Raw genomic sequence first — 24,734 nt, forward strand, 5'->3', positions numbered from 1 at the left:
GCGCCCGAGATTTCCGCTTTCTACAGGTACCAGCAGATGAAACGTCCCAGCGGCCGTGCTTCCACCCAGTTGCGTTCCGTGCGCATCACCCGCAACTACACCAAGCACGCCGAGGGTTCGGTGCTGGTCGAGTTCGGCGACACCAAGGTCATCTGCACCGCCAGCGTCGAGTCCGGCGTGCCGCGCTTCCTCAAGGGCCAGGGCCAGGGCTGGCTGACCGCCGAGTACGGCATGCTGCCGCGCGCCACCGGCGAGCGTAACCAGCGCGAGGCCAGCCGCGGCAAGCAGGGCGGGCGCACCCTGGAAATCCAGCGCCTGATCGGCCGCTCGCTGCGCGCCGCGCTGGACATGAGCAAGCTGGGCGAGAACACCATCTACATCGACTGCGACGTGATCCAGGCCGACGGCGGCACCCGCACCGCCTCCATCACCGGTGCCATGGTGGCGCTGGTCGATGCGCTGAAGGTGCTGAAGAAGCGCGGCGCGCTGAAGGGCGAGCCGCTCAAGCAGATGGTTGCCGCCGTGTCGGTTGGCATCTACCAAGGCGAGCCGGTGCTGGACCTGGACTACCTGGAAGACTCCGCCGCCGAGACCGACCTCAACGTGGTGATGACCGACAGCGGCGGTTTCATCGAGGTGCAGGGCACCGCCGAAGGCGCCCCCTTCCAGCCGGAAGAACTGAATGCCATGCTGGCGCTGGCCCAACAGGGCATGCGCGAGCTGTTCGAACTGCAGCGCGCGACCCTGGCCGACTGATTCCCACAACCCGCGGAGAGCCCCATGGAAGAGCAGAACCTCAGCCCCACCCCGAGCCCGGAAGCCCGCCAATGGGCAATGTTCTGCCACTTCGCGGCCTTCGCCGGGTTGCTGATTCCCTTCGGCAACCTGCTCGGCCCGCTGATCGTCTGGCAACTCAAGCGCGACCTCGATCCCTTCGTCGATGACCAGGGCAAGGAGGCGCTGAATTTCCACATCACCGTGTCGCTCGCCGCGCTGGTATGCATGCTGCTCGCCGTGGTGGTGATCGGCTTCCTGCTGCTGCCGCTGCTCGGCCTGGCCGCGCTGGTGCTGACCGTCATCGCCGGGATCAAGGCCAACGAAGGCCAGACCTACCGCTATCCGCTGTGTTGGCGCCTGGTCAAATAATTCTCTCGGGCCCCGCATGCGGGGCCTTTTTCTGCAACCACTCATATAAGGAAGTCGGAAGTGGCCGGAGCCAGTCTGTTAACTCTGCTCGACGATATCGCCAGCGTGCTGGACGACGTCTCGGTAATGACCAAGGTGGCGGCGAAGAAGACCGCCGGCGTGCTGGGCGATGACCTGGCGCTGAATGCCCAGCAGGTCACCGGGGTCAAGGCCGAGCGCGAGCTGCCGGTAGTCTGGGCGGTAGCCAAGGGCTCGCTGATCAACAAGCTGATCCTGGTACCGGCGGCGCTGCTGATCAGTGCTTTCGCGCCCTGGCTGGTGACGCCGCTGCTGATGCTGGGCGGCGCGTTCCTCTGCTTCGAAGGCTTCGAGAAGCTGGCGCACAAGTTCCTGCACAGCAAGCACGAGGATGCCCAGCATCACGCCGAACATGTTCAGGCGCTGGCCGATCCGGCGGTGGACATGCAGGCGTTCGAGAAGGACAAGATCAAGGGCGCAGTGCGTACCGACTTCATCCTGTCTGCCGAGATCATCGCCATCACCCTGGGCGTGGTGGCCGAACAGGCCTTCATGCAGCAGGTCATCGTGCTCTCTGGCATCGCCCTGCTGATGACCGTGGGCGTCTATGGCCTGGTCGCCGGCATCGTCAAGCTGGACGACGCCGGTCTCTACCTCAGCCAGCGTGGCAGTGCAGCGCTGCAGGCCTTCGGTCGCGGCATCCTGTGGCTGGCGCCCTGGCTGATGAAGCTGCTGTCGGTGGTGGGTACGGCGGCCATGTTCATGGTCGGCGGCGGCATCCTCACCCACGGCATTCCCGGCGCCCACGAACTGATCCATCACTGGGCCGAGGCGGTTCATGGCGTGCCGGGCATCGGCGGCGTGCTGGCCGTGCTGACGCCGACCCTGGTCGATGCCCTGTTCGGCGTGCTGGTAGGTGCCCTGGTGCTGGCGGTGGTGAGCGTGGCGGGCAAGGCCTGGAAAGGGCTGCGCGCCTAAGCGGCGAGGGGCTGGCTGCTTAGACGCTGAGCAGCCAGTCGTAGTCGACGATCAGCGGCGCGTGCTGGGAGAAGCGCGGCTGGCGCGGCAGCTTGGCGTTGCGCACCACGCGGCGCAGCCCGGGAGTGAGCAGCTGATAGTCGAAGCGCCAGCCGAGATTGAGCATCTCCGCCTGTTCGCTATCCGGCCACCAGCTGTACTGATCGCCCTCGCGACTAACTTCGCGCAGGGCGTCGACGTAGCCCATGGTGCCGACCACTTCGTCCATCCAGGCGCGCTCCGGCGCGAGGAAGCCCGGCAGCTGCTGGCAGTCGCGCCAGTTCTTCACATCCAGTTTCTGGTGGGCGACGTAGAGCGAGCCGCAATAGATGTACTCGCGGCGCTTGCGACGTTGCTTGTCCAGATAACCGGTGAAGTCGTCGATGAATTTGAATTTCTGATTCAGGTTCTCGTCCCCGCCCTGGCCGGATGGCAGCAGCAGGGTAGCGATACTGACCTTGTCGAAATCCGCCTGCAGATAACGCCCGTACCGATCGGCCGATTCGAAGCCCAGGCCGTGGATCACCGCCTTGGGTTGCAACCGGGAGTACAGGGCCACGCCGCCCTGTTCGGGCACCTCGGCGTCGACGGCATAGAGGAAATAGCCATCCAGCTGGAAGGCCGGGTCATCGAGTTCGAAGGAAGAGGCGCGAGTATCTTGCAGGCAGATCACGTCGGCATTCTGGGCCTGCAGCCAGCTGAGCAAACCTCGCTCGACTGCGGCCTGAATACCATTCACGTTCACACTGATGATCCGCATAAATGGCCCCCAAAAACACCTGCGTGTATGATACCCGAGCTCATTCCCATTAGCTAAATTCATAGCTAAATCCGTGCCGTACGGAGCTTTGCATGCAGGCGTATCAACGCGAATTCATCCGTTTTGCCATCGAACGCGGCGTGCTGCGTTTCGGTGAGTTCACCCTCAAGTCCGGGCGTACCAGTCCTTACTTCTTCAATGCCGGCCTGTTCAACAGCGGCCTGGCGCTGGCCAAGCTGGGGCGCTTCTATGCGTCCGCGCTGATCGAGGCCGGCATCGACTTCGACGTCCTGTTCGGCCCGGCCTACAAGGGTATCCCCCTGGCGGCGGCCACCGCCGTGGCGCTGGCCGAGCAGCATGACCGCGACTTGCCCTGGTGCTTCAATCGCAAGGAGGCCAAGGCTCACGGCGAAGGCGGCACCCTGGTCGGTGCACCGCTGGCGGGGCGGGTGATGATCATCGACGACGTGATCACTGCCGGTACCGCCATCCGCGAAGTCATGCAGATCATCCAGGCTAAGGGCGCCCAGGCGGCCGGCGTGCTGATCGCGCTGAACCGCCAGGAGCGCGGCCAGGGCGAGCTGTCGGCGATCCAGGAAGTGGAGCGCGACTACGGCATGCCGGTGGTCAGTATTGTGTCCCTGGAGCAGGTGCTGGATTATCTGGCGGGTGATGCCGAGCTGAAGAAACATCTGCCGGCGGTGGAGGCATATCGCGCGCAGTACGGCATCTGACCATAACAAGGAAAAAGCTCCATGTTCCGATTGGCGAAGCTTGTGGTCCTCATGATTGCCGCGATGCCTCATCTGGCGTCCGCCGCCAGTACGGCAGATGCCGGTATTGAGTCCTATCGCTACAAGGACAATCAGGGCAGGGTGGTGATCAGCCGGCAGGGCATTCCTCCGGAATTTATTTCCAATGGCTACGAGGTGCTCGATGTCGATGGACGAGTACTTCGAACGGTGCCTCCAGCCCCTACCTTGGAGGAGCGTCAGCGCCTTGCCGAGGAAAAGGCCAGGGCAAAGTCCGATGTCCAGTTGCTACGTATCTATTCGGAGCCAATTGACGTAGACCGTGCGCGCGATCGCAAGCTGGCCGAGCTGGATGGGGTTATACGTGTGGCGCAAAGTAACCTGCACTCATTGCGTGGTCAGCAGGCGAACTTGCAAGCCCAGGCTGCCGAGTTTGAGCGCGCTGGTCGCCAGGTGCCGGAGCATTTGCTGGTGCAAATCGACAATCTCAAGGCTGAGCAGGCGGGCGTCGAGAAGGACATACAACGTCACCAGCAGGGCCGCAGCGAGGCAGAGGCAGCTTTTGCCGCCGATCGTGCGCGGCTAGTAGAGTTGCGCGGCGAGTAGTTTCGCCGCGCACTGGCGCCATCAGTGATGGCGTTTGCGATTGGTGATCAGGGTGCCGACGCCGCTGTCGGTGAAGATCTCCAGCAGTACTGCGTTCGGCACGCGCCCGTCAATGATGTGCGCGCTGGTCACGCCGCCCTGTACTGCCTCAAGCGCACAGCGAATCTTCGGCAGCATGCCGCCGTAGATGGTGCCATCGGCGATCAGGCCATCCACCTGCTCGGTGGTCAGTCCGGTAAGAACCTCGCCCTGCTTGTCCATCAGGCCGGCAATATTGGTCAGTAGCATCAGCTTCTCGGCCTTCAGTGCCTCCGCCACCTTGCCGGCCACCAGGTCGGCGTTGATGTTGTAGGACTCGCCTTCGGCGCCCACGCCGATCGGCGCGATCACCGGGATGAAGTCGCCCTTGACCAGCATGCCCAGCAGATCGGTGTTGACCCCGACCACTTCGCCGACATGACCGATATCGATGATCTCCGGCTGGGTCATCTCCGGAGTCTGGCGGGTCACGGTAAGTTTCTTCGCACGTATCAGCTCGGCGTCCTTGCCGGTCAGGCCGATGGCGCTGCCGCCATGGCGGTTGATCAGGTTGACGATGTCCTTGTTGACCTGGCCGCCGAGGACCATCTCCACCACGTCCATGGTCTGCGCATCGGTGACGCGCATGCCATCGATGAAATGGCTTTCGATCGACAGGCGTTTCAGTAGGTCACCGATCTGCGGGCCACCACCATGCACCACCACCGGATTGATGCCGACCGCCTTCATCAGCACGATGTCGCGGGCGAAGCCTTCCTTGAGCTCGTCGCTCTCCATGGCGTTGCCGCCGTACTTGATCACCAGGGTCTTGCCGACGAAGCGACGGATATACGGCAGCGCTTCGGACAGGACCTTGGCGACTTGGGTGGCGGCATCACGGTTGAGGGTCATGGTGGAACGGGCTCCGGAACAGATCAGAACGGCAGGTTGAGGTCGGGGGCGACGTTGTACAACTGGGCGCGGAACACTTCCTTGATCCGCGACAGCTCGTCCTCGGTCTCCGCCTCGAAGCGCAGCACCAGCACCGGTGTGGTGTTGGAGGCACGCACCAGGCCCCAGCCTTTCGGGTAGTCGACGCGCACGCCGTCGAGTGTGGTCAGGTTGGCCTCGCCCCACACGCCGTCGCGCTGCAGGCGGTCGATCAGGCGGAACTTGTTCTCGTCGGTGACGGTGACGTTGATCTCGGGGGTGGAAATGTCCAGCGGGAAGGCGGAGAACACCTGCTCGGCGTCGCGACGATCCTGGCTGAGGATCTCCAGCAGACGCGCGGCGCTGTAGATGCCATCGTCGAAGCCGAACCAGCGTTCCTTAAAGAAGATGTGGCCGCTCATCTCGCCGGCCAGCAGGGCGCCGGTTTCCTTCATCTTCTTCTTGATCAGCGAGTGACCGGTCTTCCACATCACCGGGCGGCCACCGTAGCCGCTGATCAGTGCGCCCAAGCGGCGGGTGCATTTGACGTCATAGATGATATCGGCGCCCGGATTGCGCGACACCACGTCCTTGGCGAACAGCATCATCAGGCGGTCGGGGAAGACCATGGTGCCCTTGTTGGTCACCACGCCGACGCGGTCGCCGTCGCCATCGAAGGCCAGACCCAGGTCGGCGCCCTCGCTCTTCACCCGGGCAATCAGGTCCACCAGGTTTTCCGGTTTGCCCGGATCCGGGTGGTGGTTGGGGAAGTTGCCGTCGACGTCGCAGAACAGTGGGATCACGCTGCAGCCCAGAGCCTCGATCAGGCGTGGCGCAATGACGCCGGCCACGCCGTTGCCACAGTCGACTACTACCTTGAGCGGCTTGGCGATGGCGATATCACCGACGATGTGTTTGAAGTAGGGCTCGAGCACATCGACCTGCTCCACGCTGCCGACACCATTGGCCAGGTCGTTGTTGTCGATGCGGGTCTTCAGGGCCTGGATTTGCTCGTTGGCCTGGGTGTCGCCAGCGATGACGATCTTGAAGCCGTTGTAGTCCGGCGGGTTGTGGCTGCCGGTCAGCATCACGCCGGACTTGCCCTTGAGCACGTTGGTGGCGAAGTAGAGCACCGGGGTCGGCACCATGCCGACATCGCTGACGGTGCAACCGCAGTCCAGCAGGCCCTGGATCAGCTGCTGCACCAGCTCTGGGCCAGACAGGCGGCCGTCGCGGCCGACGGCGACGTTCGGCTCGCCCTTGGCCAGGCTCTCCGAACCAATGGCGCGGCCGATCCAGTAGGCGGCTTCGGCGGTCAGGGTGTCGCCGACCACGCCGCGAATGTCGTAGGCGCGGAAGATGGTGGCGGGCAGCTTGGGTGGGGTTTGTACGTTGTGCACAGTGCTATCCATGAAAGGTTGCTCCAATCCCAGGAGGTCCTGGTCTTCGTCGAGAATGTCGATATCGAGGATATCGGTGGCCTGGAACAGCGGGTCCGCCAACTGCACGGGCTTGGACGCCGCCGAGGGGGCAGTGATCGGGGAACTGCCGGCCTCATTTCTTGAGGCTTCTTGTTTGGGGCGCGGCAGGCGCGCCAGACTCTGCGCAAGGCCGTCGAGGGCGGCAAAGTGCAGGCTGAAGGCTTTGACCGACTTTCCGCTGGAAAGCTCCTGCAGCATGCTCGCCAGTTGCTGGACGTCGCCGCGTAGGCGGCCGAGCAGGTGGTTGCGAGTCAGCATCAGGCCGAGCAGGGCGCCCGACAAGGCCAGCAGCGCGGCGATGCCGAGGATCAGCGGTGACATGGGCATGCCGCTCAGGGCCGGACCCGGAGTGAAGTCGAGCTGCCAGTTGGGATTGCCGGTGTCGAAGCGTTGCGCCGTACCGGTCGCGCTGCCGCGTTGCATCAGGATCTGGGCGGCGCTGTTGCCGAACTGCTGGCCGAGTTGCACCTGGCCGGCGTCATCGGGCAGGGCCGGCAGGGCGGCGAGCAGGCGCTCGAGGTCGACCACCAGCAGCAGGGTGCCCTGCAACTGATCGCTGCCCGGGCTGCGCAGGGGTGCGGCGCTGTAGACCAGCCAGCGCTCGCCGACCTTGTAGGCTTCTACTGCCGGTGTCTGACCGTTTTCCAGGCGGCGCAGCATATCCAGCGCGGCAAAGTTCATCGGTCCGCTGCGACCCACATCGAGAGCGGCGCGGCTGGGCAGATTGAGATGGGCATCGACCACGCCCTGCCAGTGCTGCAGGCTGCGCTCGGCGCTGGCGACCAGGTTGCGGTCGCCACTCTGCAGGGCAATCAGCAGCGATGGGTCGGCTGCCGCGGCCTGGGTATCGGCCTGCAACTGCAGTTGAGCCTGCTGCAGGGCGCTGGCCTGGCTGCCGCCCCAGGCTTCGATCAGCTGTCGCTGCTGCTGCTGGCCGCTGCCGTTGAGGTTGAAGGCAATCAGTGCGCCTGCCAGTAGCAGGCCGCCGAGGGCGGCGATGGCGCCAGGCAGCAAGGCTTGTTGGTCGTTACCTACCTTGGCTGCCGGCTTGGCCGGAGCGGCGGCGATGAGCGAGTCGGTATCCTTGGCTGCACGCTTTAGTTTCACGCAACGTCTCCCTGGCGATTAATCCTGAGCGGCGGATTCAGTGGCTGCCGGAATGGCCGAAGCCACCGGCGCCGCGTTGGCTTTCGTCGAATTCCTCGACCAGTTCGAAGTGCGCCTGCACCACCGGTACCAATACCAGCTGGGCGATACGTTCGCCGATGGCGATGGTGAACGGCGTCTGGCCGCGGTTCCAGCAGGACACCATCAGCTCGCCCTGGTAGTCGGAGTCGATCAGGCCGACCAGGTTGCCGAGTACGACGCCATGCTTGTGGCCCAGGCCGGAACGCGGCAGGACCAGCGCAGCCAGGTTCGGGTCGGCGATATAGATGGACAGGCCGGTCGGAATCAGCAGGGTCTGCCCCGGCTCGAGAACGGTGTCTTGCTTGAGCATGGCACGCAGGTCGAGGCCGGCGGAGCCGGGCGTGGCGTACTGCGGCAGGGGAAAGTCGCTGCCCAGGCGCGGGTCGAGAATCTTGGCTTGCAGAGCGTGCATGGCGGTTTCCGTAAACGAATGGTTCAGGCGCGGTTCAGGCGCTCGGCGATGAAGGCCACCAACTGGCGGGCGATCTTGCTCTTGCTGGTCTGGGCGAAGGCGCTCGCCTGCAGCTCGCGATCGATCACGGTGATGGCGTTCTCTTCGCTGTTGAAGCCGATGGTGGGGTTGGCCACGTCATTGGCGACGATCAGATCGAGGTTCTTGTCCTTCAGCTTGCGCGCAGCATAGCCGAGCAGGTTCTCGGTTTCTGCGGCGAAGCCCACGCTGAACGGACGATCTTCGCGCCCGGCGATGGTGGCGAGGATGTCCGGGTTGCGCACCAGTTGCAGCAGCAGGCCTTCGCCGGTGGTCGGGTCCTTCTTCATCTTGTGCGGAGCCACCACTTCCGGGCGGTAGTCGGCTACGGCGGCGGAGGCGATCAGCAGGTCGCAGGGCATGGCGGCCTCGCAGGCGGCCAGCATGTCGCGGGCGCTGACCACGTCGATGCGGTTGACCCGGTCGGGCGTCGGCAGGTGTACCGGACCGGTCACCAGCGTCACCCTGGCGCCGGCTTCCACGGCGGCCTCGGCCAGGGCGAAGCCCATCTTGCCGGAGCTGTGGTTGGTGATGTAGCGCACCGGGTCGATGTTTTCCTGGGTCGGGCCGGCGGTGATCAGTACGTGCTTGCCGGTCAGCGCCTGCCACTGGAAGCAGTCGGCGGCGCGTAGCGCCAACTCGTCGGCTTCGAGCATGCGGCCGAGGCCGACATCGCCGCAGGCCTGGCTGCCGGATGCCGGGCCGAACAGCTGGTAGCCGCGCTTCTGCAGGGTCTGGGCGTTGGCCTGGGTAGCATCGTCGCGCCACATGGCCTGGTTCATCGCCGGGGCCAGGGCGACCTGGGCATCGGTAGCCAGTACCAGGGTGGTCAGCAGATCGTCGGCGACGCCCTGGGTCAGGCGCGCCATGATGTCGGCGGTGGCGGGGGCGATCAGCACCAGGTCGGCCCACTTGGCCAGCTCGATATGACCCATGGCGGCCTCGGCGGCAGGATCGAGCAGATCCAGATGCACCGGGTGGCCGGAGAGGGCCTGCAGGGTCAGCGGGGTGATGAACTCGCGACCGCCGCGCGTCATGACTACCCGCACCTCGGCGCCCTGATCGCGCAGGCGGCGGACCAGTTCGGCGCTCTTGTAGGCGGCGATGCCGCCGCCTACGCCCAGGACGATGCGTTTCCGATACAGCCGCTGCATAGGCCTGCCTTTAATAATGTGGTGTGGATAGCAACGCGAAGGAGGCGCCTCCCCAGGCCGACCAACGCGCCAAAAAAGCCGGGCTAAGATAGCACAGGGCCTGCGCCGGAACAGCGGGCCGACGGACAGGGAGATGTCATGAGCATACGCGATTGGCCCGCGGCGGAGCGCCCGCGGGAGAAGCTGCTGGAACTGGGTGCGGCGGCCCTGAGCGACGCCGAGTTGCTGGCGATTTTTTTGCGCACGGGCGTGGCCGGGCAGAGTGCCGTGGACCTAGCCCGCCACCTGTTGGCCGACTTCGGCAGCCTGCGGGCGCTGCTGGAGGCCGATCTGCAGTCGTTCAGCCAGCGCCTGGGTCTGGGGCCGGCAAAGTTCGCTCAGCTGCAGGCGGTGCTGGAGATGGGCCGGCGCCATCTGGCCGAACGGCTACGGCGCGACTCGGCGCTGGAGAGTCCGCAGGCGGTGCGCGACTACCTCAAGGCGCGCCTGCGTCACGAGCCGCACGAGGTGTTCGGCTGTCTGTTTCTCGATGCCAAGCACCGGGTGATCTGCTTCGAGGCGCTGTTCTTCGGTTCCATCGATGGTGCCAGCGTCTATCCGCGCCAGGTGGTCAAGCGCGCTCTAGCGCATAATGCGGCCGCGGCCATCCTGGTGCACAACCACCCCTCAGGAGTGGCGGAGCCCAGTCAGGACGACCGTCTGCTGACCGAGCGCCTCAAGGAGGCGCTCGGCTTGATCGAGGTGCGGGTGCTCGACCACTTTATCGTTGGCGATGGTGAGCCACTGTCGATGGCCGAGTTTGGCTGGGTCTAGTTCAGCCGCACCTTGGCGAAGTCCTGGCGGCCAAACGGGCTGACCTGGTAGCCACTGATCTTGTCGCTGTGCAGGGCGAAGGCAGTGGGGTGGGCCAGCGGTAGCCACAGTGCCTGTTGCTGGATCAGCGTCTGCGCCTGTTGGTACAAGGCGCTGCGCTGCTCCTGGGCACTGGCGGCCTTGCCCTCGGCGATCAGCTGGTCCAGCTGCGGGTCGCAGTAACGGGCGAAGTTCAGCCCGGACTGCACCGAGGCGCAGGCGAATTGCGGCGTCAGGAAGTTGTCCGGGTCGCCGTTGTCGCCGGCCCAGCCCATGAACAGCAGGTCGTGCTCGCCGGCCTTGGCCCGGCGGATCAGCTCGCCCCACTCGATTACGCGGATTTCGGCCTGGATGCCGACCTTGGCCAGGTCGGCCTGCAGCAGCTGGACGCCGAGAGTCGGGTTGGGGTTGAGCAGGCTGCCTGTGGGGCGGGTCCAGATCGTGGTCTTGAAGCCGTCTGGCAAGCCGGCCTCGGCCAGCAGCGCCTTGGCCTTGGCTGGGTCGTGGGCGTAGCCCGGCAGCTGCTGGGCGTAACTCCAGGTGTTTGGCGGATAGGGCCCGCTGGCCGGGGTGGCGCTGCCCTCGAACACGGCCTTCAGGTAGCTGGCCTTGTCGAAGGCCAGGTTGATGGCCTGGCGCACCTGCGGCTTGTCCAGTGGCGGGTGCTGGCTGTTGAGGGCGACGAAGGCGGTCATGAAGGCCGGCGTCTCGCTCACTTTCAGCTTCGGCTCCTGGCGTGCGCTCTGCACATCCAGCGGCTTGGGCGACAGGGCGATCTGGCACTCGCCACGCTTGAGCTTCTGCAGGCGCACGTTGGCGTCGGGAGTGATGGCGAACACCAGGCCATCGACGGCCGGCTTGCCGGCGAAATAGTCCGGGTTGGCGGTATAGCGGATCACCGCATCCTTCTGGAAACGTTTGAGAGCGAACGGGCCGGTGCCGACCGGCTGGGTGTTGAGCTTCTCCGGCGTGCCGGCGGCCAGCAGCTTGGCGGCGTACTCGGCGGAATAGATGGAGGCGAAGCCCATGCTCAGGGTGGCGAGGAAAGTGGCATCCGGGCGCTTGAGGACGAAGCGCACGCTCAACGGCGTCGGCGCCTCGATGCGCTCGATCAGTGCCGGCCACTGCATGGACTGGGCGTGCGGATAGCCGCTGGCGGCGACCTTGTGCCAGGGATGAGCGGGATCAAGCATGCGCTGGAAGCTGAACAGCACGTCGTCGGCATTCAGTTCGCGGCTCGGGGCGAACCATTCGGTGCGCTGGAACTTCACCCCGGGGCGCAGCTGGAAGGTCCAGCTCAGGCCATCGGCGGATACTTCCCAGCGCTCGGCCAGGCTGGCTATCAGCTTGCCGGCCGCGACGTCATAGTCCACCAGGCGGTTCATCAGCACGTCGGCCGAGGCGTTGGTGGTGGTCAGCGAGTTGTACTGCACCACGTCGAAACCATCCGGGCTGGCTTCGGTGCACACGCTGAGAGTGGCGGCCTGGCTCAGCACGGGAGCGAGCAGCAGGGGCAGGGCGGCAAGGCGCATCGCGAATCCTCCGAATGGCAAGAGGCCAACCCTAGACCAAAGGCTGCGGACAGACAATCGAATCGGGCGACGAGCGGTTGGGCCGCCGTAGCCTCGAGAGGCCGCCGTTCCTGGCGGCGGCGGTGTTCCGCAAGGCGCGGCAATTCTTGCGGGCGACCGGGTGTTCTGGTATAAAGCAGCGCTCTTTTCTAGGGGCCCGGTCCAGCGGCAACGCTAAACGCCGGTAAGACCCCCGAGAAACGCGGCGCTGAGCGCCAAATGACTATTGAGTTCAAGCGGCCAACCCATGCCGGGTTGGGCATGTGGTTTAGAGGGCTGAGGCATGTCGAGAGTCTGTCAAGTTACCGGTAAGGGTCCGGTAACCGGGAACAACGTTTCCCACGCTAACAACAAAACCCGTCGTCGTTTCCTGCCGAACCTGCAGCACCATCGCTTCTGGGTCGAGTCCGAGAAGCGCTTCGTGCGTCTGCGCGTTTCCGCCAAGGGCATGCGCATCATCGACAAGCGCGGCATCGACGTAGTTCTGTCCGAGCTGCGCGCTCGCGGCGAAAAGGTTTAAGGAGCTAATCATGCGTGAACTGATCCGTTTGGTGTCCAGCGCCGGTACCGGCCACTTCTACACCACCGACAAGAACAAGCGCACCACTCCGGACAAGATCGAGATCAAGAAATACGATCCGGTCGTCCGCAAGCACGTGACCTACAAGGAAGCCAAGATCAAGTAATTGATCCGGCCCTTGTACGAAGAAACCCGCCTCGGCGGGTTTTTTCTTGCCCACGAAAAAGTACTGGCGAAAAAAAGCCCGCAGGGGTGCGGGCTAACAGGGTGTCGCAGGATCAAGCGGTGGGCGGATCGAACTCCGCCGAAACTGTTGGCCTCAGGCCTTGGCCTCGAAGATCACATAGACCTTGCGGCAGTGCTCGAGCACTTCCCAGGTGCCCTTCAGGCCGGCCGGGATGACGAAGCGGTCGCCGGCACGCACGGTCTTGGCGTTGCCGTCCTGGTCGCGGATCACCGACACGCCCTGGAGGATCTCGCAATACTCGTGCTCGGTGTAGTTGAACGTCCACTGGCCGACGGCGCCTTCCCAGATGCCCACGTTGAACTGGCCGCAGGGGCTATCGTAGTGGTTGCGCACGCTCTGCTCGGGATCGCCCTTGAGGATCTTCTCGGCGGCGGGGCGGTAGTGTTGCGGCGCGCTGGTGGCCGTGGCGAAGTCGACGATCTGCTCGATGTTCATGGCGGTTCCTATTGTTGTGAGGCGCGAATGGCCGGAAGTCTATGTTTGATAAAGCGAACATTTCAAGGCGTTTGCGTCCTGCGTGTCAAAAATATTGAAAAGGCTGGGCGCTCTGGTTTAGTGTTGCCTGCATAAAGGCCGGCAATCGGCCTGGCAGAATAATTGACAGTGCGTGTTGTCGATTTGCGACACGCTTCCACCCGAGGATCCTCGCATGACCACCCTGACCCGTGCCGACTGGGAACAGCGCGCCAAGAACCTGAAGATCGAAGGTCGCGCCTTCATCCACGGCGAATACACCGAGGCCGCTGCCGCCGATACCTTCGAGTGCATCAGCCCGGTCGACGGTCGTCTGCTCGGCCTGGTGGCCAGCTGTGACGCCGCCGACGCCGAGCTGGCGGTCAAGGATGCCCGCGCCACCTTCGAATCCGGCGTGTGGTCGCGCCTGGCGCCGGTCAAGCGCAAGGAGATCATGATCCGCTTCGCCGACCTGATCGACGCCCACGCCGAGGAGCTGGCCCTGCTGGAAACCCTCGACATGGGCAAACCGATCGGCGACTCGCTGAACGTCGACGTGCCGGCCGCGTCGCGCGCCATCCGCTGGAGCGGCGAGGCGATCGACAAGATCTACGACGAAGTGGCCGCCACCTCCCATGACGAACTGGGCCTGGTCACCCGCGAGCCGGTCGGCGTGGTCGCCGCCATCGTGCCGTGGAACTTCCCCCTGCTGATGACCTGCTGGAAGCTGGGCCCGGCCCTGTCCACCGGCAACTCGATCATCCTCAAACCGTCCGAGAAGTCGCCGCTGACCGGTATCCGCATCGCCCAGCTGGCCATCGAGGCCGGCATTCCGGCCGGCGTGTTCAACGTGCTGCCAGGCTTCGGCCACACCGTGGGCAAGGCTCTGGCCCTGCACATGGACGTCGACACCCTGGTGTTCACCGGTTCGACCAAGATCGCCAAGCAGCTGATGGTCTACGCCGGCGAATCGAACATGAAGCGCGTCTGGCTGGAGGCTGGCGGCAAGAGCCCGAACATCGTGTTCGCCGACGCGCCTGATCTGCAGGCCGCCGCCGAGGGCGCCGCCGGTGCCATCGCCTTCAACCAGGGTGAGGTCTGCACTGCCGGCTCGCGTCTGCTGGTGGAGAATTCGATCAAGGACAAGTTCGTGCCCATGGTGGTCGAGGCGATCAAGGCCTGGAAGCCGGGCCATCCGCTGGACCCGGCGACCAACGTCGGTGCCCTGGTCGATACCACCCAGATGAACAACGTGCTGAGCTACATCCAGGCCGGTCACGACGACGGCGCCAAGCTGGTGGCCGGTGGCAAGCGTGTGCTGGAAGAGACCGGCGGCACCTACGTCGAGCCGACCGTGTTCGACGGCGTGACCAACGCCATGCGTATCGCCAAGGAAGAGATCTTCGGCCCGGTACTGTCGGTGATCGGTTTCGACACCACCGAGGAAGCCGTGGCCATCGCCAACGACACCATCTACGGCCTGGCCGCCGGCGTCTGGACCAGCAACCTGTCCAAGGCGCACCTGGTCGGCAAGGCCCTGCGTGCCGGCAGCGTGTGGATCAACCAGTACGACATGGGCGACATGACCGCGCCGTTCGGCGGCTTCAAGCAGTCCGGCAACGGCCGCGACAAGTCGCTGCATGCCTTCGACAAGTACACCGAGATCAAGTCGACCTGGATCAAGTTGTAATTCGATTGATGGGCGCCTCGCGCGCCTGAAGGTCCGCCCCTCGGGGCCGGCTCTCGCGAGCCACACCTGCGGCCGGGTTTCCTTGGGAACCCGGCCGTTGTGCTTTCGGCACGGCCAAATGACAAGGACATGGCTATGCGTTGGGGTACCTATTTCGCCGTCACGTCGGCGGTGATCATCGTCGGCCTGGCCCTGGGCGTGACCCTGCCGCTGGTCTCGCTGCGCCTGGAGGGCTGGGGCTACGGGCCGTTCGCCATCGGGGTGATGGCGGGCATGCCGGCCATCGGCGTGCTGCTCGGCGCGCGCCTGACCGGGCGCCTGGCCGGCTGGTTCGGCACGCCGCTGACCCTGCGCCTGTGCTTGCTGGCCAGCGCCGTCTCGGTGGGACTGCTGGCCGTGCTGCCGTACTACCCGCTGTGGCTGCTGCTGCGTCTGCTGATCGGGATCTCCCTGACCGTGGTCTTCGTGCTGGGCGAGAGCTGGATCAACCAGCTGGTCGAGGAACATCTGCGTGGGCGTCTGGTGGCGTTGTACGGCACCGGCTTCGCCCTCAGCCAGCTGGCCGGGCCGCTGGCGCTGAGCGTGATCGGCAGCGCCAGCGACCTGGGCTTCTGGCTCTCGGCCTGCCTGCTGGTCGGCGGTAGCCTGGTGCTGTTCGGTCATGGCGGGGCGCCCAGGGTCGATGCGCACAGCGTCTCGGGCCGCGGCCTGCTGGCGTTCTGTCGGCGCCTGCCGGCGATCGCCTGGGCCGTGGTGCTGTTCGCCGCCTTCGAGGCGATGGTGCTGACCCTGCTGCCGATCTACCTGCTGCGCGAGGGCTTCGCCCAGGAGACGGCGCTGCTGATGGCCAGCGTGGTGGTGGTTGGCGATGCGCTGCTGCAGCTGCCGATCGGCCTGCTCGCCGACCGGGTCTCGCGCGGCCTGCTGTTCCGCGCCTGTGGCGTGGGCCTGCTGCTGTCCAGCCTGGCCATTCCGTTCCTGCTGCACACGCCGCTGATCTGGCCGCTGCTGGTACTGTTCGGCGCCGCCGCCGGCGGGCTCTACACCCTGTCGCTGATCCTGGTCGGGCAGTTCTACCGCGACGACGCGCTGGTACGCGCCAACTCGCACATCGCCCTGCTGTGGGGTGTCGGTTGCCTGCTCGGGCCGCTGTCCACCGGCGCGGCCAGCCAGTGGCTGAGTGGCCACGCGCTGCCGATGCTGATGGCCGTCGGTGCGCTGGTGTTCGTCGGCCTGGCCTGGCGGCGCACGGCATTCCTCGCGCCGCCGGCGGAAGGGCGCGGCTAGGCCGCTCAGAGCATGCGTTCGAGGCCGATCAGATCGGCGAACCAGGCGTTGAAATGGCGCCAGGCGCCGCCGGGTTCCTCCGCCAGCTCGCGCGGCTGACCGTCGTCCTCGGTCAGCCACACCGGCTGGCCGTCGCGCAGACGCACCTCGTAGCTGAGCGCCGGCTGCATGCCTTCCAGGGCCAGACGGCGCACATGCTCGCTGAGCTGGGGGCTGTCCACCAGCACGCCGACCTCGGTGTTCCACAGCAGCGAGCGCGGGTCGAAGTTCAGCGAGCCGACGAAGCTGTAGCGGCCGTCGAGGACGATCGCCTTGCTGTGCAGGCTGGAGTCGGAGGCGCCGCTGAAGCTGTACGGCCCGCTGCCGCCGGAGCCGCTGCCGTCGGGCTGGCGGCGCAGCTCGAACAGGCGCACGCCGTGCTCCAGCAGCTCGCGCCGGTAGGGCGCGTAGCCGCCATGCACGGCCGGCACGTCGGTGGCTTCCAGCGAGTTGGTCAGCAGGCGGATATCCACCCCGGCGTCGGCGTGGCCGGTGAGGTAGCGCATGCCGTCTTCGGCCGGCACGAAGTAGGCGGAAACCAGGATCAGCTCGTGCTCGATGGCGGCCAGCTTGGGCTCCAGCTGGCTGGCCAGCAGCAGCTGCGGATCCGGTTCGCCGTCGGCCAGCACCTTGGCCGGGGCGTCCCACAGGGCCCAGCCCGGCGCCCAGATCAGTTCGCCGAGCCAGCGCTGCAGGCGGGGCTCCTCGCGGTAGGCCTGCAGGCGATCAGACAATGCCTTCTGCTCGACCCGCGCCGTGGCCAGGTAGCCGCGCAGGCGCTGGCGGGCCCGGGCCAGGTCGCGCTGGTCCGGTGCCCAGCGCAGGAACTGCTGGATCGGCTTGCTCAGCGCGCTGTTCCAGTACTGGTCGAAGCTCTGCCCCAGCTGTTCGGCCACTGGGCCCACGGCCAGCAGGTCGATGTCGGTGAAGTTGCGACTGGGCTCGGCATCGAAGTATTCGTCGCCCAGGTTGCGCCCGCCGACGATGGCCGCGCTGCCGTCGGCCAGCCACAGCTTGTTGTGCATGCGCCGGTGCTGCTGGCCGAGGTTGAGTGCGCGGCCGAGCAGGCGGGTGACGCCGGTGGAGCGGCCCAGGTGCAGCGGGTTGAATACCCGTACCTGGATATTGGGGTGGGCGGCGAGCAGGGCGATCTCGTAGTCGCGGCCGTCGCTGCTGGTGTCGTCCAGCAGCAGGCGCACGCGCACACCACGGTCGGCGGCGCTGAGCAGCTCGTCGAACAGGGTGCGGGTGCTGAGGCCGTCGTGGACGATGTAGTACTGCAGGTCGAGGCTGCCGCGGGCCGCGCGGATCAGCTCGGCGCGGGCGGCGAAGGCCTCGTCGCTGGCCGGCAGCAGGCGGAAGCCGGACTGGCCTTCGTGCCGGCCGGCGAGCTGCTGCAGCTGGCGGCCGAAGGCCGATTCGGCCGGCGACAGCGTCTGGCTGGGCTGGATGGGAACGGCACTGCCGCAGGCGCCCAGGGCGAGCAGCAGGCCGAGCAACAGGGCATGGCGCAAGATGCGGCCTCCGCGTGGGCGTCGCTCCGTTTACTTGGGACGCCTGCCGCTGCGTAAAGATTCAGGCTGAATGTTCGCCGAGCAGTTGCGCCACCGTCTCGCCCACCCGGCGCACGGCCTGCTCCATGCCGGCGGACTGCACGTTGGCGAAGTTCATGCGCAGGCAGTTGCGGTACTTGCCGGCGGCGGAAAAGATGCTGCCCGGCGCCACCTGCACCTTGTGCGGCGCCAGCAGGCGGTTGAGACGCTGGCTGTCGAAGCCCTGGGGCATCTCCACCCACAGCATGAAGCCGCCCTGGGGCTGGCTGACGCGGGTGCCGGGCGGGAAATACTGGCTGACCCAGGCCGTCATCAGCTCGCGGCCGCGCGCGTACTGGGCGCGCATGCGCCGCAGGTGCGGCTCGTACTGGCCGGCAGCGATGAACTCGGCCAGTGCCAGCTGCGGCAGCTGGGCGCTCATGCCGGTGCTCATGTACTTCATGTGCAGCACCCGCTGCAGGTAGCGGCCGGGGGCGATCCAGCCGATGCGCAGGCCCGGCGCCAGGGTCTTGGAGAAGGAGCTGCAGAGCAGCACGCGACCGTCCTCGTCGAACGACTTGATGCTGCGCGGGCGCGGGTACTTGTAGGCCAGCTCGCCGTAGATGTCGTCCTCGATGATCGCCACGTCGTAACGCTGGGCCAGCTCCAGCAGGGCGCGCTTGTTGGCCTCCGGCATGATGTAGCCGAGCGGGTTGTTGCAGGTCGGGGTGAGCTGGATGGCCTTGATCGGCCACTGCTCCAGGGCCATTTCCAGTGCCTCCAGGCTGATCCCGGTGAGCGGGTCGGTGGGCAGCTCCAGAGCCTTGAGGCCGAAGCCCTTGAGCGCCTGCATCACGCCGTGGAAGCTCGGCGAGTCGACTGCGACTATGTCGCCGGGCTGGCAGATGGCGCGGATTGCGGTGGACAGCGCCTCGTGGCAGCCGGTGGTGATGACGATGTCCTCGGCCGGAATCTGGCAGCCGGAGTCCAGCACCAGGCGCGCGACCTGTTCGCGCAGGCCGATGTCGCCCTCCACGCAGCCGTAGCTCAGCTCCTTCAGGCCCTGGCGCCGGCTCAGGCGCGACAGGCTGCGCAGCAGCGGCTTGAGGGTCGGCGCGCCGATATCGGGAATGCCGCGGCCGAGCTGGATCACGTCGCCATAGGGCGGGGTGCTGACCAGCTCCAGCACCTGATCCCACTGCGACACTTCCACCGGACGCTGGGCTGTACGGCTGACCATCGGCAGCGCCGGCTTCTGTCTGCTCGGCGGCACGAAGTAGCCGGACTTCGGCCGCGGCTCCACCAGGCCGTCGTCCTCCAGCTGGCGGTAGGCCTGCTGCACGGTGCTCAGGCTGACGCCGTGCTCCTGGCTGAGGGCGCGTACCGAGGGCAGGCGGTCGCCGGGGCGGTACAGGCCCTGTTCGATGCGGGTGCCGAGCAGCTCGGCCAAGTTGAGATAGAGCGTCATGACAGATGCCTTGCCCTGATTCGGAGCGAGCAATACAGATGACGGCAGAATAGACCATTCAGCTGCGCAGTCGAGCGATCTGTATGGAGTTAATAGATTATTTGTGAATCTGTATTGGCTGTATGGTCGCCGTCATCATGGTCACCCAAGGGAGAAGGCCTGGAACGGAGGGCTGACCATGCGCGAGTTCGGAGATCTGTATGTGGCGCTGCAGGAGCGGCGCGAATGTGGCGAACGCCTGCCGCTGCGAAAGCTGGGGCGGCGCTGGCAGCTGCTGCAGCGGCGCCTGAGCACCCGCCGGGCGTTGCTGGAGCTGGACGCCGAGCAGCTCAAGGACATCGGCCTCACCGCCGAACAGGCGCGAACCGAGGCGACCCGGCCGTTCTGGCGGCTGCTGCGCTAATCGCCGGGCGCTTTCCACTCAAGCGCAGCGACAACCCAACGGGTATGGGCTGCGCTCGGTGGGTTGTGTAGGAGCGAGCTCTGCTCGCGAAGGCGCTCGCGTCTAACGCGGGCCTGGATCAGACCAGCCCCACCGCCTCCTTGAGGCGATACCAGGCCATGCCCAGCGCCAGCAGCGGCGAGCGCAGGTGCTTGCCGCCGGGGAAGGTCATGTGCGGCACCTGGTTGAACAGCTCGAAACCGCCACCCTGCTGGCCGCTGATGGCTTCGGCCAGCAGCTTGCCGGCCAGGTGGGTGGCGTTCACGCCGTGGCCGGCGTAGGCCTGGGCGTAAAACACGTTGGGCTGGTCCTTGAGCCGGCCGATCTGCGGCAGGCGGTTGGCGCCGATGCCGATCATGCCGCCCCACTGGTAGTCGATCCTCACGTCCTTCAGGTGCGGGAACACCTGCAGCATCTTCGGTCGCATGTAGGCGGCGATATCCGCCGGGTCGCGGCCCGAGTAGTGGCAGGCGCCGCCGAACAGCAGGCGGTTGTCGGCGGACAGGCGGAAGTAGTCCACCGTCACCCGCTGGTCGCACAGGGCCATGTTCTGCGGAATCAGGCTGCGCGCCTGGGCCGGGGACAGCGGCTCGGTGGCGATCACGTAGCTGCCGGCTGGTAGCACCTTGCCGCCGATCTTGTCGTTGAGGCCGTTGAGATAGGCATTGCAGGCCAGTACCAGGGTCTTGGCGCGCACCCGGCCGCTGGCGGTATGCACCGTCACCTGCGGGCCGTAGTCGATGCGGGTGACCGGCGAATGCTCGAACAGCTTCACGCCGAGCGAGGCGGCCGCTGCTGCTTCACCCAAGGCCAGGTTGAGCGGGTGCAGGTGGCCCGAGCCCATGTCGATCATGCCGCCGGCGTAGCGGTCGGAGCCGACTACCTGGTGCATCTGCTCGGGCTGCAGCAGGCGCAGCTCGTGGCGGTAACCGAGGCTTTCCAGCTCGACCTTGTCCTCGGCGAAGCCGTCCAGGTGCGCCGGCTTGTTGGCCAGGTCGCAGTAGCCCCAGGTCAGGTCGCAGGCGATGCTGAACTGCTCGACCCGGCGGCGGACGATTTCCACCGCCTCCAGGCCCATCAGCTTCAGGCTGCGCACGCCGTCCTGGCCGATCACCGACTCGAACTGCTCGACGCCGTGGCCGACGCCGCGGATCAGCTGGCCGCCGTTGCGCCCGCTGGCGCCCCAGCCGACCTGATGCGCCTCCAGCAGCACCACCGAGAAACCCTTCTGGGCCAGCTCGATGGCGGTGTTCAGACCGGAGAACCCGCCACCGACAATGCACACATCGGCCAGCTCCTCACCCGCCAGCGGCGGATAGGCCAGCTGCAGGTTGGCAGTGGCGGCGTAGTAGGAGGGTGCGTGCTGGTCGCTGTGCACGGCTGGCTGGTGCGGCTGGTGAACGCGGGCGTTCATGTGCGAAATCCTGAGTGATGTGTTGTTAAAATTTGACGCAGGATAAGCGCGGCCCGCGCGACTCGCCAAGAGGGGCGCGGGAAAAACTGTTTTTCCGCCGCGTCAGTCGGGCACCGGCAGGGTCAGCGACTCCTTCACCTCTTCCATGACGATGTACGACTTGGATTCGCGCACGTGCGGCAGCTTGAGCAGGATGTCGCCGAGCAGCTTGCGGTAGCTGGCCATCTCGTTGATGCGCGCCTTCACCAGGTAGTCGAAGTCGCCACTGACCAGGTGGCACTCCAGCACGTGGGGCAGCTTGAGCACGGCGCGGCGGAAGTCCTCGAACGTGTCGCCGGACTTGTAGTCCAGGCTGATCTCGACGAACACCAGCAGGCTGGCCTTGAGCTGCTGCGGGTTGAGGCGGGCGTGGTAGCCCATGATGATCCCTTCGCGCTCCAGGCGGCGCACCCGCTCGGTGCAGGGCGTGGTGGACAGGCCGACCCGCTCGCCCAGCTCGGTGAAGCTGATGCGGCCGTCCTCCTGGAGGATGCGCAGGATGTTGCGGTCGATCTTGTCCAGTTCGCGGCGGCTCTGGTGCTGGGTACGCATGGCGGACTCCGGTCGGCGTGTGTGGAATAACAGAACGCGATAATTCACTGGCAGTGTGGCGCAAGTCCAGCCATATCGCCTGTATGCCTTCCTGTAAAAGTGCTCCACGCCGCGAGATAACGCCAAATGCCGCTTGATAAACAGTGATTATCGCTGCTCAAGCCTTCCTATACTGCCGGCCATAACGCTCAGCAAAACAAACGCCTGATGGAGGCCACAATGCGCGTTCTGGTTCTTGGCAGCGGTGTGATCGGTACCGCCAGCGCCTACTATCTGGCCCGCGCCGGCTTCGAAGTGGTGGTGGTCGACCGCCAGAACGGCCCGGCCCTGGAAACCAGCTTCGCCAACGCAGGGCAAGTCTCCCCCGGCTACGCCTCGCCCTGGGCCGCCCCGGGCGTACCGCTGAAGGCCATCAAGTGGCTGCTGCAGAAGCACGCGCCGCTGGCGATCAAGGCCACCGCCGATATCGACCAGTACCTGTGGATGGCGCAGATGCTGCGCAACTGCACCGCGTCCCGCTATGCGGTGAACAAGGAGCGCATGGTGCGCCTGTCCGAGTACAGCCGCGACTGCCTCGACGAGCTGCGTGCCGAGACCGGCATCGGCTACGAAGGCCGTCAGCTCGGCACCACCCAGCTGTTCCGCACCCAGGCCCAGCTGGACAACGCGGCCAAGGACATCGCCGTGCTGCAGCAGTCCGGCGTGCCCTACGAATTGCTCGACCGCGCCGGCATCGCCCGCGTCGAACCGGCCCTGGCCGGCGTCACCGACAAGCTGGCCGGCGCCCTGCGCCTGCCCAACGACCAGACCGGCGATTGCCAGATGTTCACCACCAAGCTGGCGGACATGGCCAAGGCCCTGGGCGTGGAATTCCGCTTCGGCTGCAACATCGAGCGCCTCGACCACGCCGGCGACCGCATCAACGGCGTGTGGATCGACGGCAAGCTGGAGACCGCCGACCGCTACGTGCTCGCCCTCGGCAGCTACAGCCCGCAGCTGCTCAAGCCGCTGGGCATCAAGGCGCCGGTGTATCCGCTCAAGGGCTACTCACTGACCGTGCCGATCAGCAACCCGGACATGGCGCCGTCCTCGACCATCCTCGACGAGACCTACAAGGTCGCCATCACCCGCTTCGACAACCGCATCCGTGTGGGCGGCATGGCCGAGATCGCCGGGTTCGACCTGAGCCTCAATCCCGCGCGCCGCGCGACCCTGGAGATGATCACCAACGATCTGTATCCGCAGGGCGGCGATGTCAGCCAGGCGACCTTCTGGACCGGCCTGCGCCCGGCCACCCCGGATGGCACGCCGATCGTGGGCGGCACCGCCTATCGCAACCTGTTCCTCAACACCGGACACGGTACCCTTGGCTGGACCATGGCCTGCGGCTCCGGTCGCCTGCTCGCCGATCTGATGGCGAAGAAGCGTCCGCAGATCAGCGCAGAAGGCCTGGATATTTCCCGCTACGGCAACACCAAGGAGACCCACAAGCATGTCCATCCAGCGCCTGCGCATTGAGAAACGCTACAGCGACATCGTCATCCATAACGGCACCGTCTACCTCGCGGGCCAGCTGGCCGACGACTACAGCGGCGACATCGCTGAGCAGACCCGGCAGACCCTGGCCAACATCGACAGCGCCCTGGCCGAGGCCGGCAGCGACAAGTCGAAGATTCTCTCGGTGACCATCTACCTCAAGGACATGGCCGCCGACTACGCCGGCCTCAACCAAGTGTGGGACGCCTGGGTCGCCGAAGGCGCCGCCCCGGCCCGCGCCTGCGTCGAGGGCAAGCTGTACGACCCGCGTGTGCTGGTGGAGATGATGGTCGTCGCCGCACAAAACTGAACATCCCTTTCGCCCGGCACCCCCGCCGGGCTTTTTTTAACCGAACGAAGTAGCCGAAATGCGCCCCGCCCGTGCCCTGATCGACCTCGAAGCCCTGCGTCACAACTACCGTCTCGCCCGCGAGATCAGCGGGGCAAAAGCCCTGGCGGTGGTCAAGGCCGACGCCTACGGCCACGGCGCCACGCGCTGCGCGGCGGCGCTGGAGACGGAGGCCGACGGCTTCGCCGTGGCCTGCATCGAGGAGGCGCTGGAGCTGCGCTATGCCGGCATCCGCAAGCCGATCCTGCTGCTCGAGGGCTTCTTCGAGGAGAGCGAGCTGAGCCTGATCGACCAGCACCAGCTGTGGTGCGTGGTCCACTCGTCCTGGCAGGTCGAGGCCATCGAGCGGGCGCGCCTGGCGCGACCGTTGCAGGTGTGGCTGAAGGTCGACTCGGGCATGCACCGGGTCGGCCTGCACCCGGCCGAGTACCGTGACGCTCACGCGCGCCTGCTGGCCAGCGGCAAGGTCGAGAAGATCGTGCTGATGAGCCATTTCGCCCGCGCCGACGAGCTCGACAGCCCGCGCAGCGCCGAGCAGCTGGCCCTGTTCCACGAGGCCCGTGGCGGCCTGCAGGCGGAGATCAGCCTGCGCAACTCGCCGGCCATTCTCGGCTGGCCGAGCATTCCCAGCGACTGGGTGCGCCCCGGCATCATGCTCTACGGCGCCACCCCGTTCGAACAGGAGCAGGCCCAGGCCGCGCGGCTCAAGCCGGTGATGACCCTGGAGTCGAAGATCATCAGCGTGCGCGAGCTGCCGGCCGGCGAGCCGGTGGGTTACGGCGCGCGCTTCGTCAGCGAACGGCCGACCCGCGTCGGCGTGGTCGCCATGGGCTATGCCGACGGCTACCCGCGGCATGCGGCGACCGGCACGCCGGTCATGGTCGATGGCCAGGCCACCCGCCTGATCGGCCGGGTATCGATGGACATGCTCACCGTCGACCTCACCGATCTGCCCGGCGCCGGCCTCGGTAGTCGGGTCGAATTGTGGGGCCGCAACGTCTCGGCCAGCGCGGTGGCCTACGGTTGCGGCAGCATTCCGTACCAGTTGTTCTGCAATCTCAAGCGGGTACCGAGGCTCTATTCCGGGGGCTAGCGGCCGGGCAGCGGAGCAATTGCGGCGGCAGTGTTGTAAATACTGAACACTGGCGCCATGATACGGCCACCCATATGCCTTGCTCCCAAG

25 protein-coding genes are annotated in these 24,734 nt (G+C 66.1%); 14 read left to right on the forward strand and 11 right to left on the reverse strand.

The genetic code is table 11. The features are described from left to right. Positions 1-36: 36 nt before the first annotated feature. From rph to FFS62_RS19860, 3 genes are read left to right on the forward strand one after another with little or no spacing between them, the layout of a single operon-like run. The gene (gene rph, locus FFS62_RS19850; RefSeq protein ID WP_137974587.1) at positions 37-756 is read left to right on the forward strand and encodes a ribonuclease PH; all 720 of its coding nucleotides are present in this window, start codon (positions 37-39) and stop codon (positions 754-756) included. A gap of 24 nt (positions 757-780) precedes the next feature. Next, positions 781-1,146, forward strand: coding sequence for a DUF4870 domain-containing protein (locus FFS62_RS19855; RefSeq protein WP_137974588.1), 366 nt, complete (start codon positions 781-783; stop codon positions 1,144-1,146). Positions 1,147-1,206: 60 nt separating this feature from the next. Continuing rightward, on the forward strand, positions 1,207-2,142 hold the full coding sequence (locus FFS62_RS19860) for a DUF808 domain-containing protein (RefSeq protein WP_137974589.1): 936 nt from the start codon (positions 1,207-1,209) through the stop codon (positions 2,140-2,142). Positions 2,143-2,161: 19 nt separating this feature from the next. On the opposite strand, the gene FFS62_RS19865 is transcribed toward FFS62_RS19860, so the two are convergent. After that, positions 2,162-2,941, reverse strand: coding sequence for an exodeoxyribonuclease III (locus FFS62_RS19865; RefSeq protein ID WP_137974590.1), 780 nt, complete (start codon positions 2,939-2,941; stop codon positions 2,162-2,164). A gap of 92 nt (positions 2,942-3,033) precedes the next feature. Here FFS62_RS19865 and pyrE point away from each other — a divergent pair, with 92 nt between their 5' ends. Beyond that, a complete protein-coding gene (gene pyrE / locus FFS62_RS19870) occupies positions 3,034-3,675 on the forward strand; it encodes an orotate phosphoribosyltransferase (protein WP_137974591.1) in 642 nt (213 codons plus the stop codon). A gap of 21 nt (positions 3,676-3,696) precedes the next feature. Next, positions 3,697-4,299 carry a DUF4124 domain-containing protein gene (locus FFS62_RS19875; protein ID WP_137974592.1) on the forward strand — a complete coding sequence of 201 codons (603 nt, stop codon included), beginning with the start codon at positions 3,697-3,699 and terminating at the stop codon, positions 4,297-4,299. A gap of 21 nt (positions 4,300-4,320) precedes the next feature. On the opposite strand, the gene argB is transcribed toward FFS62_RS19875, so the two are convergent. The 4 genes from argB to coaBC all read right to left on the reverse strand — a co-directional run bounded on the left by argB (position 4,321) and on the right by coaBC (position 9,560). Continuing rightward, positions 4,321-5,229, reverse strand: coding sequence for an acetylglutamate kinase (gene argB / locus FFS62_RS19880; protein WP_137974593.1), 909 nt, complete (start codon positions 5,227-5,229; stop codon positions 4,321-4,323). 23 nt (positions 5,230-5,252) lie between these two features. Beyond that, positions 5,253-6,659 (reverse strand): phosphomannomutase/phosphoglucomutase, encoded by a 1,407-nt coding sequence (algC, locus tag FFS62_RS23285; RefSeq protein ID WP_218569305.1) that lies wholly within the window; start codon positions 6,657-6,659, stop codon positions 5,253-5,255. A 1,213-nt stretch (positions 6,660-7,872) separates the two neighbouring features. Next, complete coding sequence (dut, locus tag FFS62_RS19890; RefSeq protein WP_137974595.1) at positions 7,873-8,328, reverse strand: dUTP diphosphatase; 456 nt, start codon at positions 8,326-8,328, stop codon at positions 7,873-7,875. Between the two features lie 23 nt (positions 8,329-8,351). Further along, a complete protein-coding gene (gene coaBC / locus FFS62_RS19895; protein ID WP_137974596.1) occupies positions 8,352-9,560 on the reverse strand; it encodes a bifunctional phosphopantothenoylcysteine decarboxylase/phosphopantothenate--cysteine ligase CoaBC in 1,209 nt (402 codons plus the stop codon). 138 nt (positions 9,561-9,698) lie between these two features. Here coaBC and radC point away from each other — a divergent pair, with 138 nt between their 5' ends. Further along, positions 9,699-10,373, forward strand: a complete 675-nt coding sequence (gene radC, locus FFS62_RS19900) for a DNA repair protein RadC (RefSeq protein WP_137974597.1) — start codon at positions 9,699-9,701, stop codon at positions 10,371-10,373. Here radC and FFS62_RS19905 read toward each other — a convergent pair. After that, a complete protein-coding gene (locus FFS62_RS19905) occupies positions 10,370-11,944 on the reverse strand; it encodes an ABC transporter substrate-binding protein (protein ID WP_137974598.1) in 1,575 nt (524 codons plus the stop codon). The two genes, radC and FFS62_RS19905, sit on opposite strands and share 4 nt — an antisense overlap. A 322-nt stretch (positions 11,945-12,266) precedes the next feature. On the opposite strand from FFS62_RS19905, the gene rpmB reads away from it, so the two are divergent. Both rpmB and rpmG read left to right on the forward strand, forming a co-directional pair. Then, a complete protein-coding gene (rpmB, locus tag FFS62_RS19910) occupies positions 12,267-12,503 on the forward strand; it encodes a 50S ribosomal protein L28 (RefSeq protein WP_021702024.1) in 237 nt (78 codons plus the stop codon). Positions 12,504-12,513: 10 nt separating this feature from the next. Continuing rightward, positions 12,514-12,669 (forward strand): 50S ribosomal protein L33, encoded by a 156-nt coding sequence (gene rpmG / locus FFS62_RS19915; RefSeq protein ID WP_021702025.1) that lies wholly within the window; start codon positions 12,514-12,516, stop codon positions 12,667-12,669. A gap of 153 nt (positions 12,670-12,822) precedes the next feature. On the opposite strand, the gene FFS62_RS19920 is transcribed toward rpmG, so the two are convergent. Continuing rightward, positions 12,823-13,185, reverse strand: a complete 363-nt coding sequence (locus FFS62_RS19920) for a cupin domain-containing protein (RefSeq protein ID WP_137974599.1) — start codon at positions 13,183-13,185, stop codon at positions 12,823-12,825. 214 nt (positions 13,186-13,399) lie between these two features. Here FFS62_RS19920 and FFS62_RS19925 point away from each other — a divergent pair, with 214 nt between their 5' ends. Next, on the forward strand, positions 13,400-14,893 hold the full coding sequence (locus FFS62_RS19925; RefSeq protein ID WP_137974600.1) for an aldehyde dehydrogenase: 1,494 nt from the start codon (positions 13,400-13,402) through the stop codon (positions 14,891-14,893). A gap of 135 nt (positions 14,894-15,028) precedes the next feature. Continuing rightward, positions 15,029-16,180, forward strand: a complete 1,152-nt coding sequence (locus FFS62_RS19930; protein ID WP_137974601.1) for an MFS transporter — start codon at positions 15,029-15,031, stop codon at positions 16,178-16,180. A 5-nt stretch (positions 16,181-16,185) separates the two neighbouring features. On the opposite strand, the gene FFS62_RS19935 is transcribed toward FFS62_RS19930, so the two are convergent. Together FFS62_RS19935 and FFS62_RS19940 are read right to left on the reverse strand one after the other, a co-directional pair. Next, positions 16,186-17,736, reverse strand: coding sequence for a phospholipase D family protein (locus FFS62_RS19935; RefSeq protein ID WP_171016383.1), 1,551 nt, complete (start codon positions 17,734-17,736; stop codon positions 16,186-16,188). Positions 17,737-17,794: 58 nt separating this feature from the next. Continuing rightward, entirely contained in the window at positions 17,795-19,219 is a 1,425-nt protein-coding gene (locus tag FFS62_RS19940) for a PLP-dependent aminotransferase family protein (RefSeq protein ID WP_137974602.1), read from the reverse strand. A 178-nt stretch (positions 19,220-19,397) separates the two neighbouring features. Between FFS62_RS19940 and FFS62_RS19945 the strand changes: the two genes are divergently transcribed. Further along, positions 19,398-19,622: a DUF1127 domain-containing protein gene (locus FFS62_RS19945; protein ID WP_137974603.1), complete on the forward strand. Its 225-nt coding sequence runs from the start codon at positions 19,398-19,400 to the stop codon at positions 19,620-19,622. Between the two features lie 118 nt (positions 19,623-19,740). Here the strand turns inward: FFS62_RS19945 and FFS62_RS19950 are convergent, their stop codons facing one another. Continuing rightward, positions 19,741-21,075 (reverse strand): FAD-binding oxidoreductase, encoded by a 1,335-nt coding sequence (locus tag FFS62_RS19950; RefSeq protein ID WP_137974604.1) that lies wholly within the window; start codon positions 21,073-21,075, stop codon positions 19,741-19,743. A 102-nt stretch (positions 21,076-21,177) separates the two neighbouring features. Beyond that, the gene (gene dadR / locus FFS62_RS19955; protein ID WP_137974605.1) at positions 21,178-21,666 is read right to left on the reverse strand and encodes a transcriptional regulator DadR; all 489 of its coding nucleotides are present in this window, start codon (positions 21,664-21,666) and stop codon (positions 21,178-21,180) included. Between the two features lie 219 nt (positions 21,667-21,885). On the opposite strand from dadR, the gene dadA reads away from it, so the two are divergent. Genes dadA through alr form a run of 3 tightly spaced genes read left to right on the forward strand, consistent with a single transcriptional unit; the run spans position 21,886 to position 24,644 of the window. Then, positions 21,886-23,184: a D-amino acid dehydrogenase gene (gene dadA / locus FFS62_RS19960; RefSeq protein WP_137974606.1), complete on the forward strand. Its 1,299-nt coding sequence runs from the start codon at positions 21,886-21,888 to the stop codon at positions 23,182-23,184. Then, the gene (locus FFS62_RS19965) at positions 23,159-23,512 is read left to right on the forward strand and encodes a RidA family protein (protein WP_137974607.1); all 354 of its coding nucleotides are present in this window, start codon (positions 23,159-23,161) and stop codon (positions 23,510-23,512) included. Before dadA ends, FFS62_RS19965 begins: the two co-directional genes overlap by 26 nt. 58 nt (positions 23,513-23,570) lie before the next feature. Then, positions 23,571-24,644 (forward strand): alanine racemase, encoded by a 1,074-nt coding sequence (gene alr, locus FFS62_RS19970; RefSeq protein WP_137974608.1) that lies wholly within the window; start codon positions 23,571-23,573, stop codon positions 24,642-24,644. The last annotated feature ends 90 nt before the right edge of the window (positions 24,645-24,734 follow it).

This window comes from Pseudomonas sp. F(2018) (assembly GCF_005508865.1).
Classification (GTDB): Bacteria; Pseudomonadota; Gammaproteobacteria; order Pseudomonadales; family Pseudomonadaceae; genus Aquipseudomonas.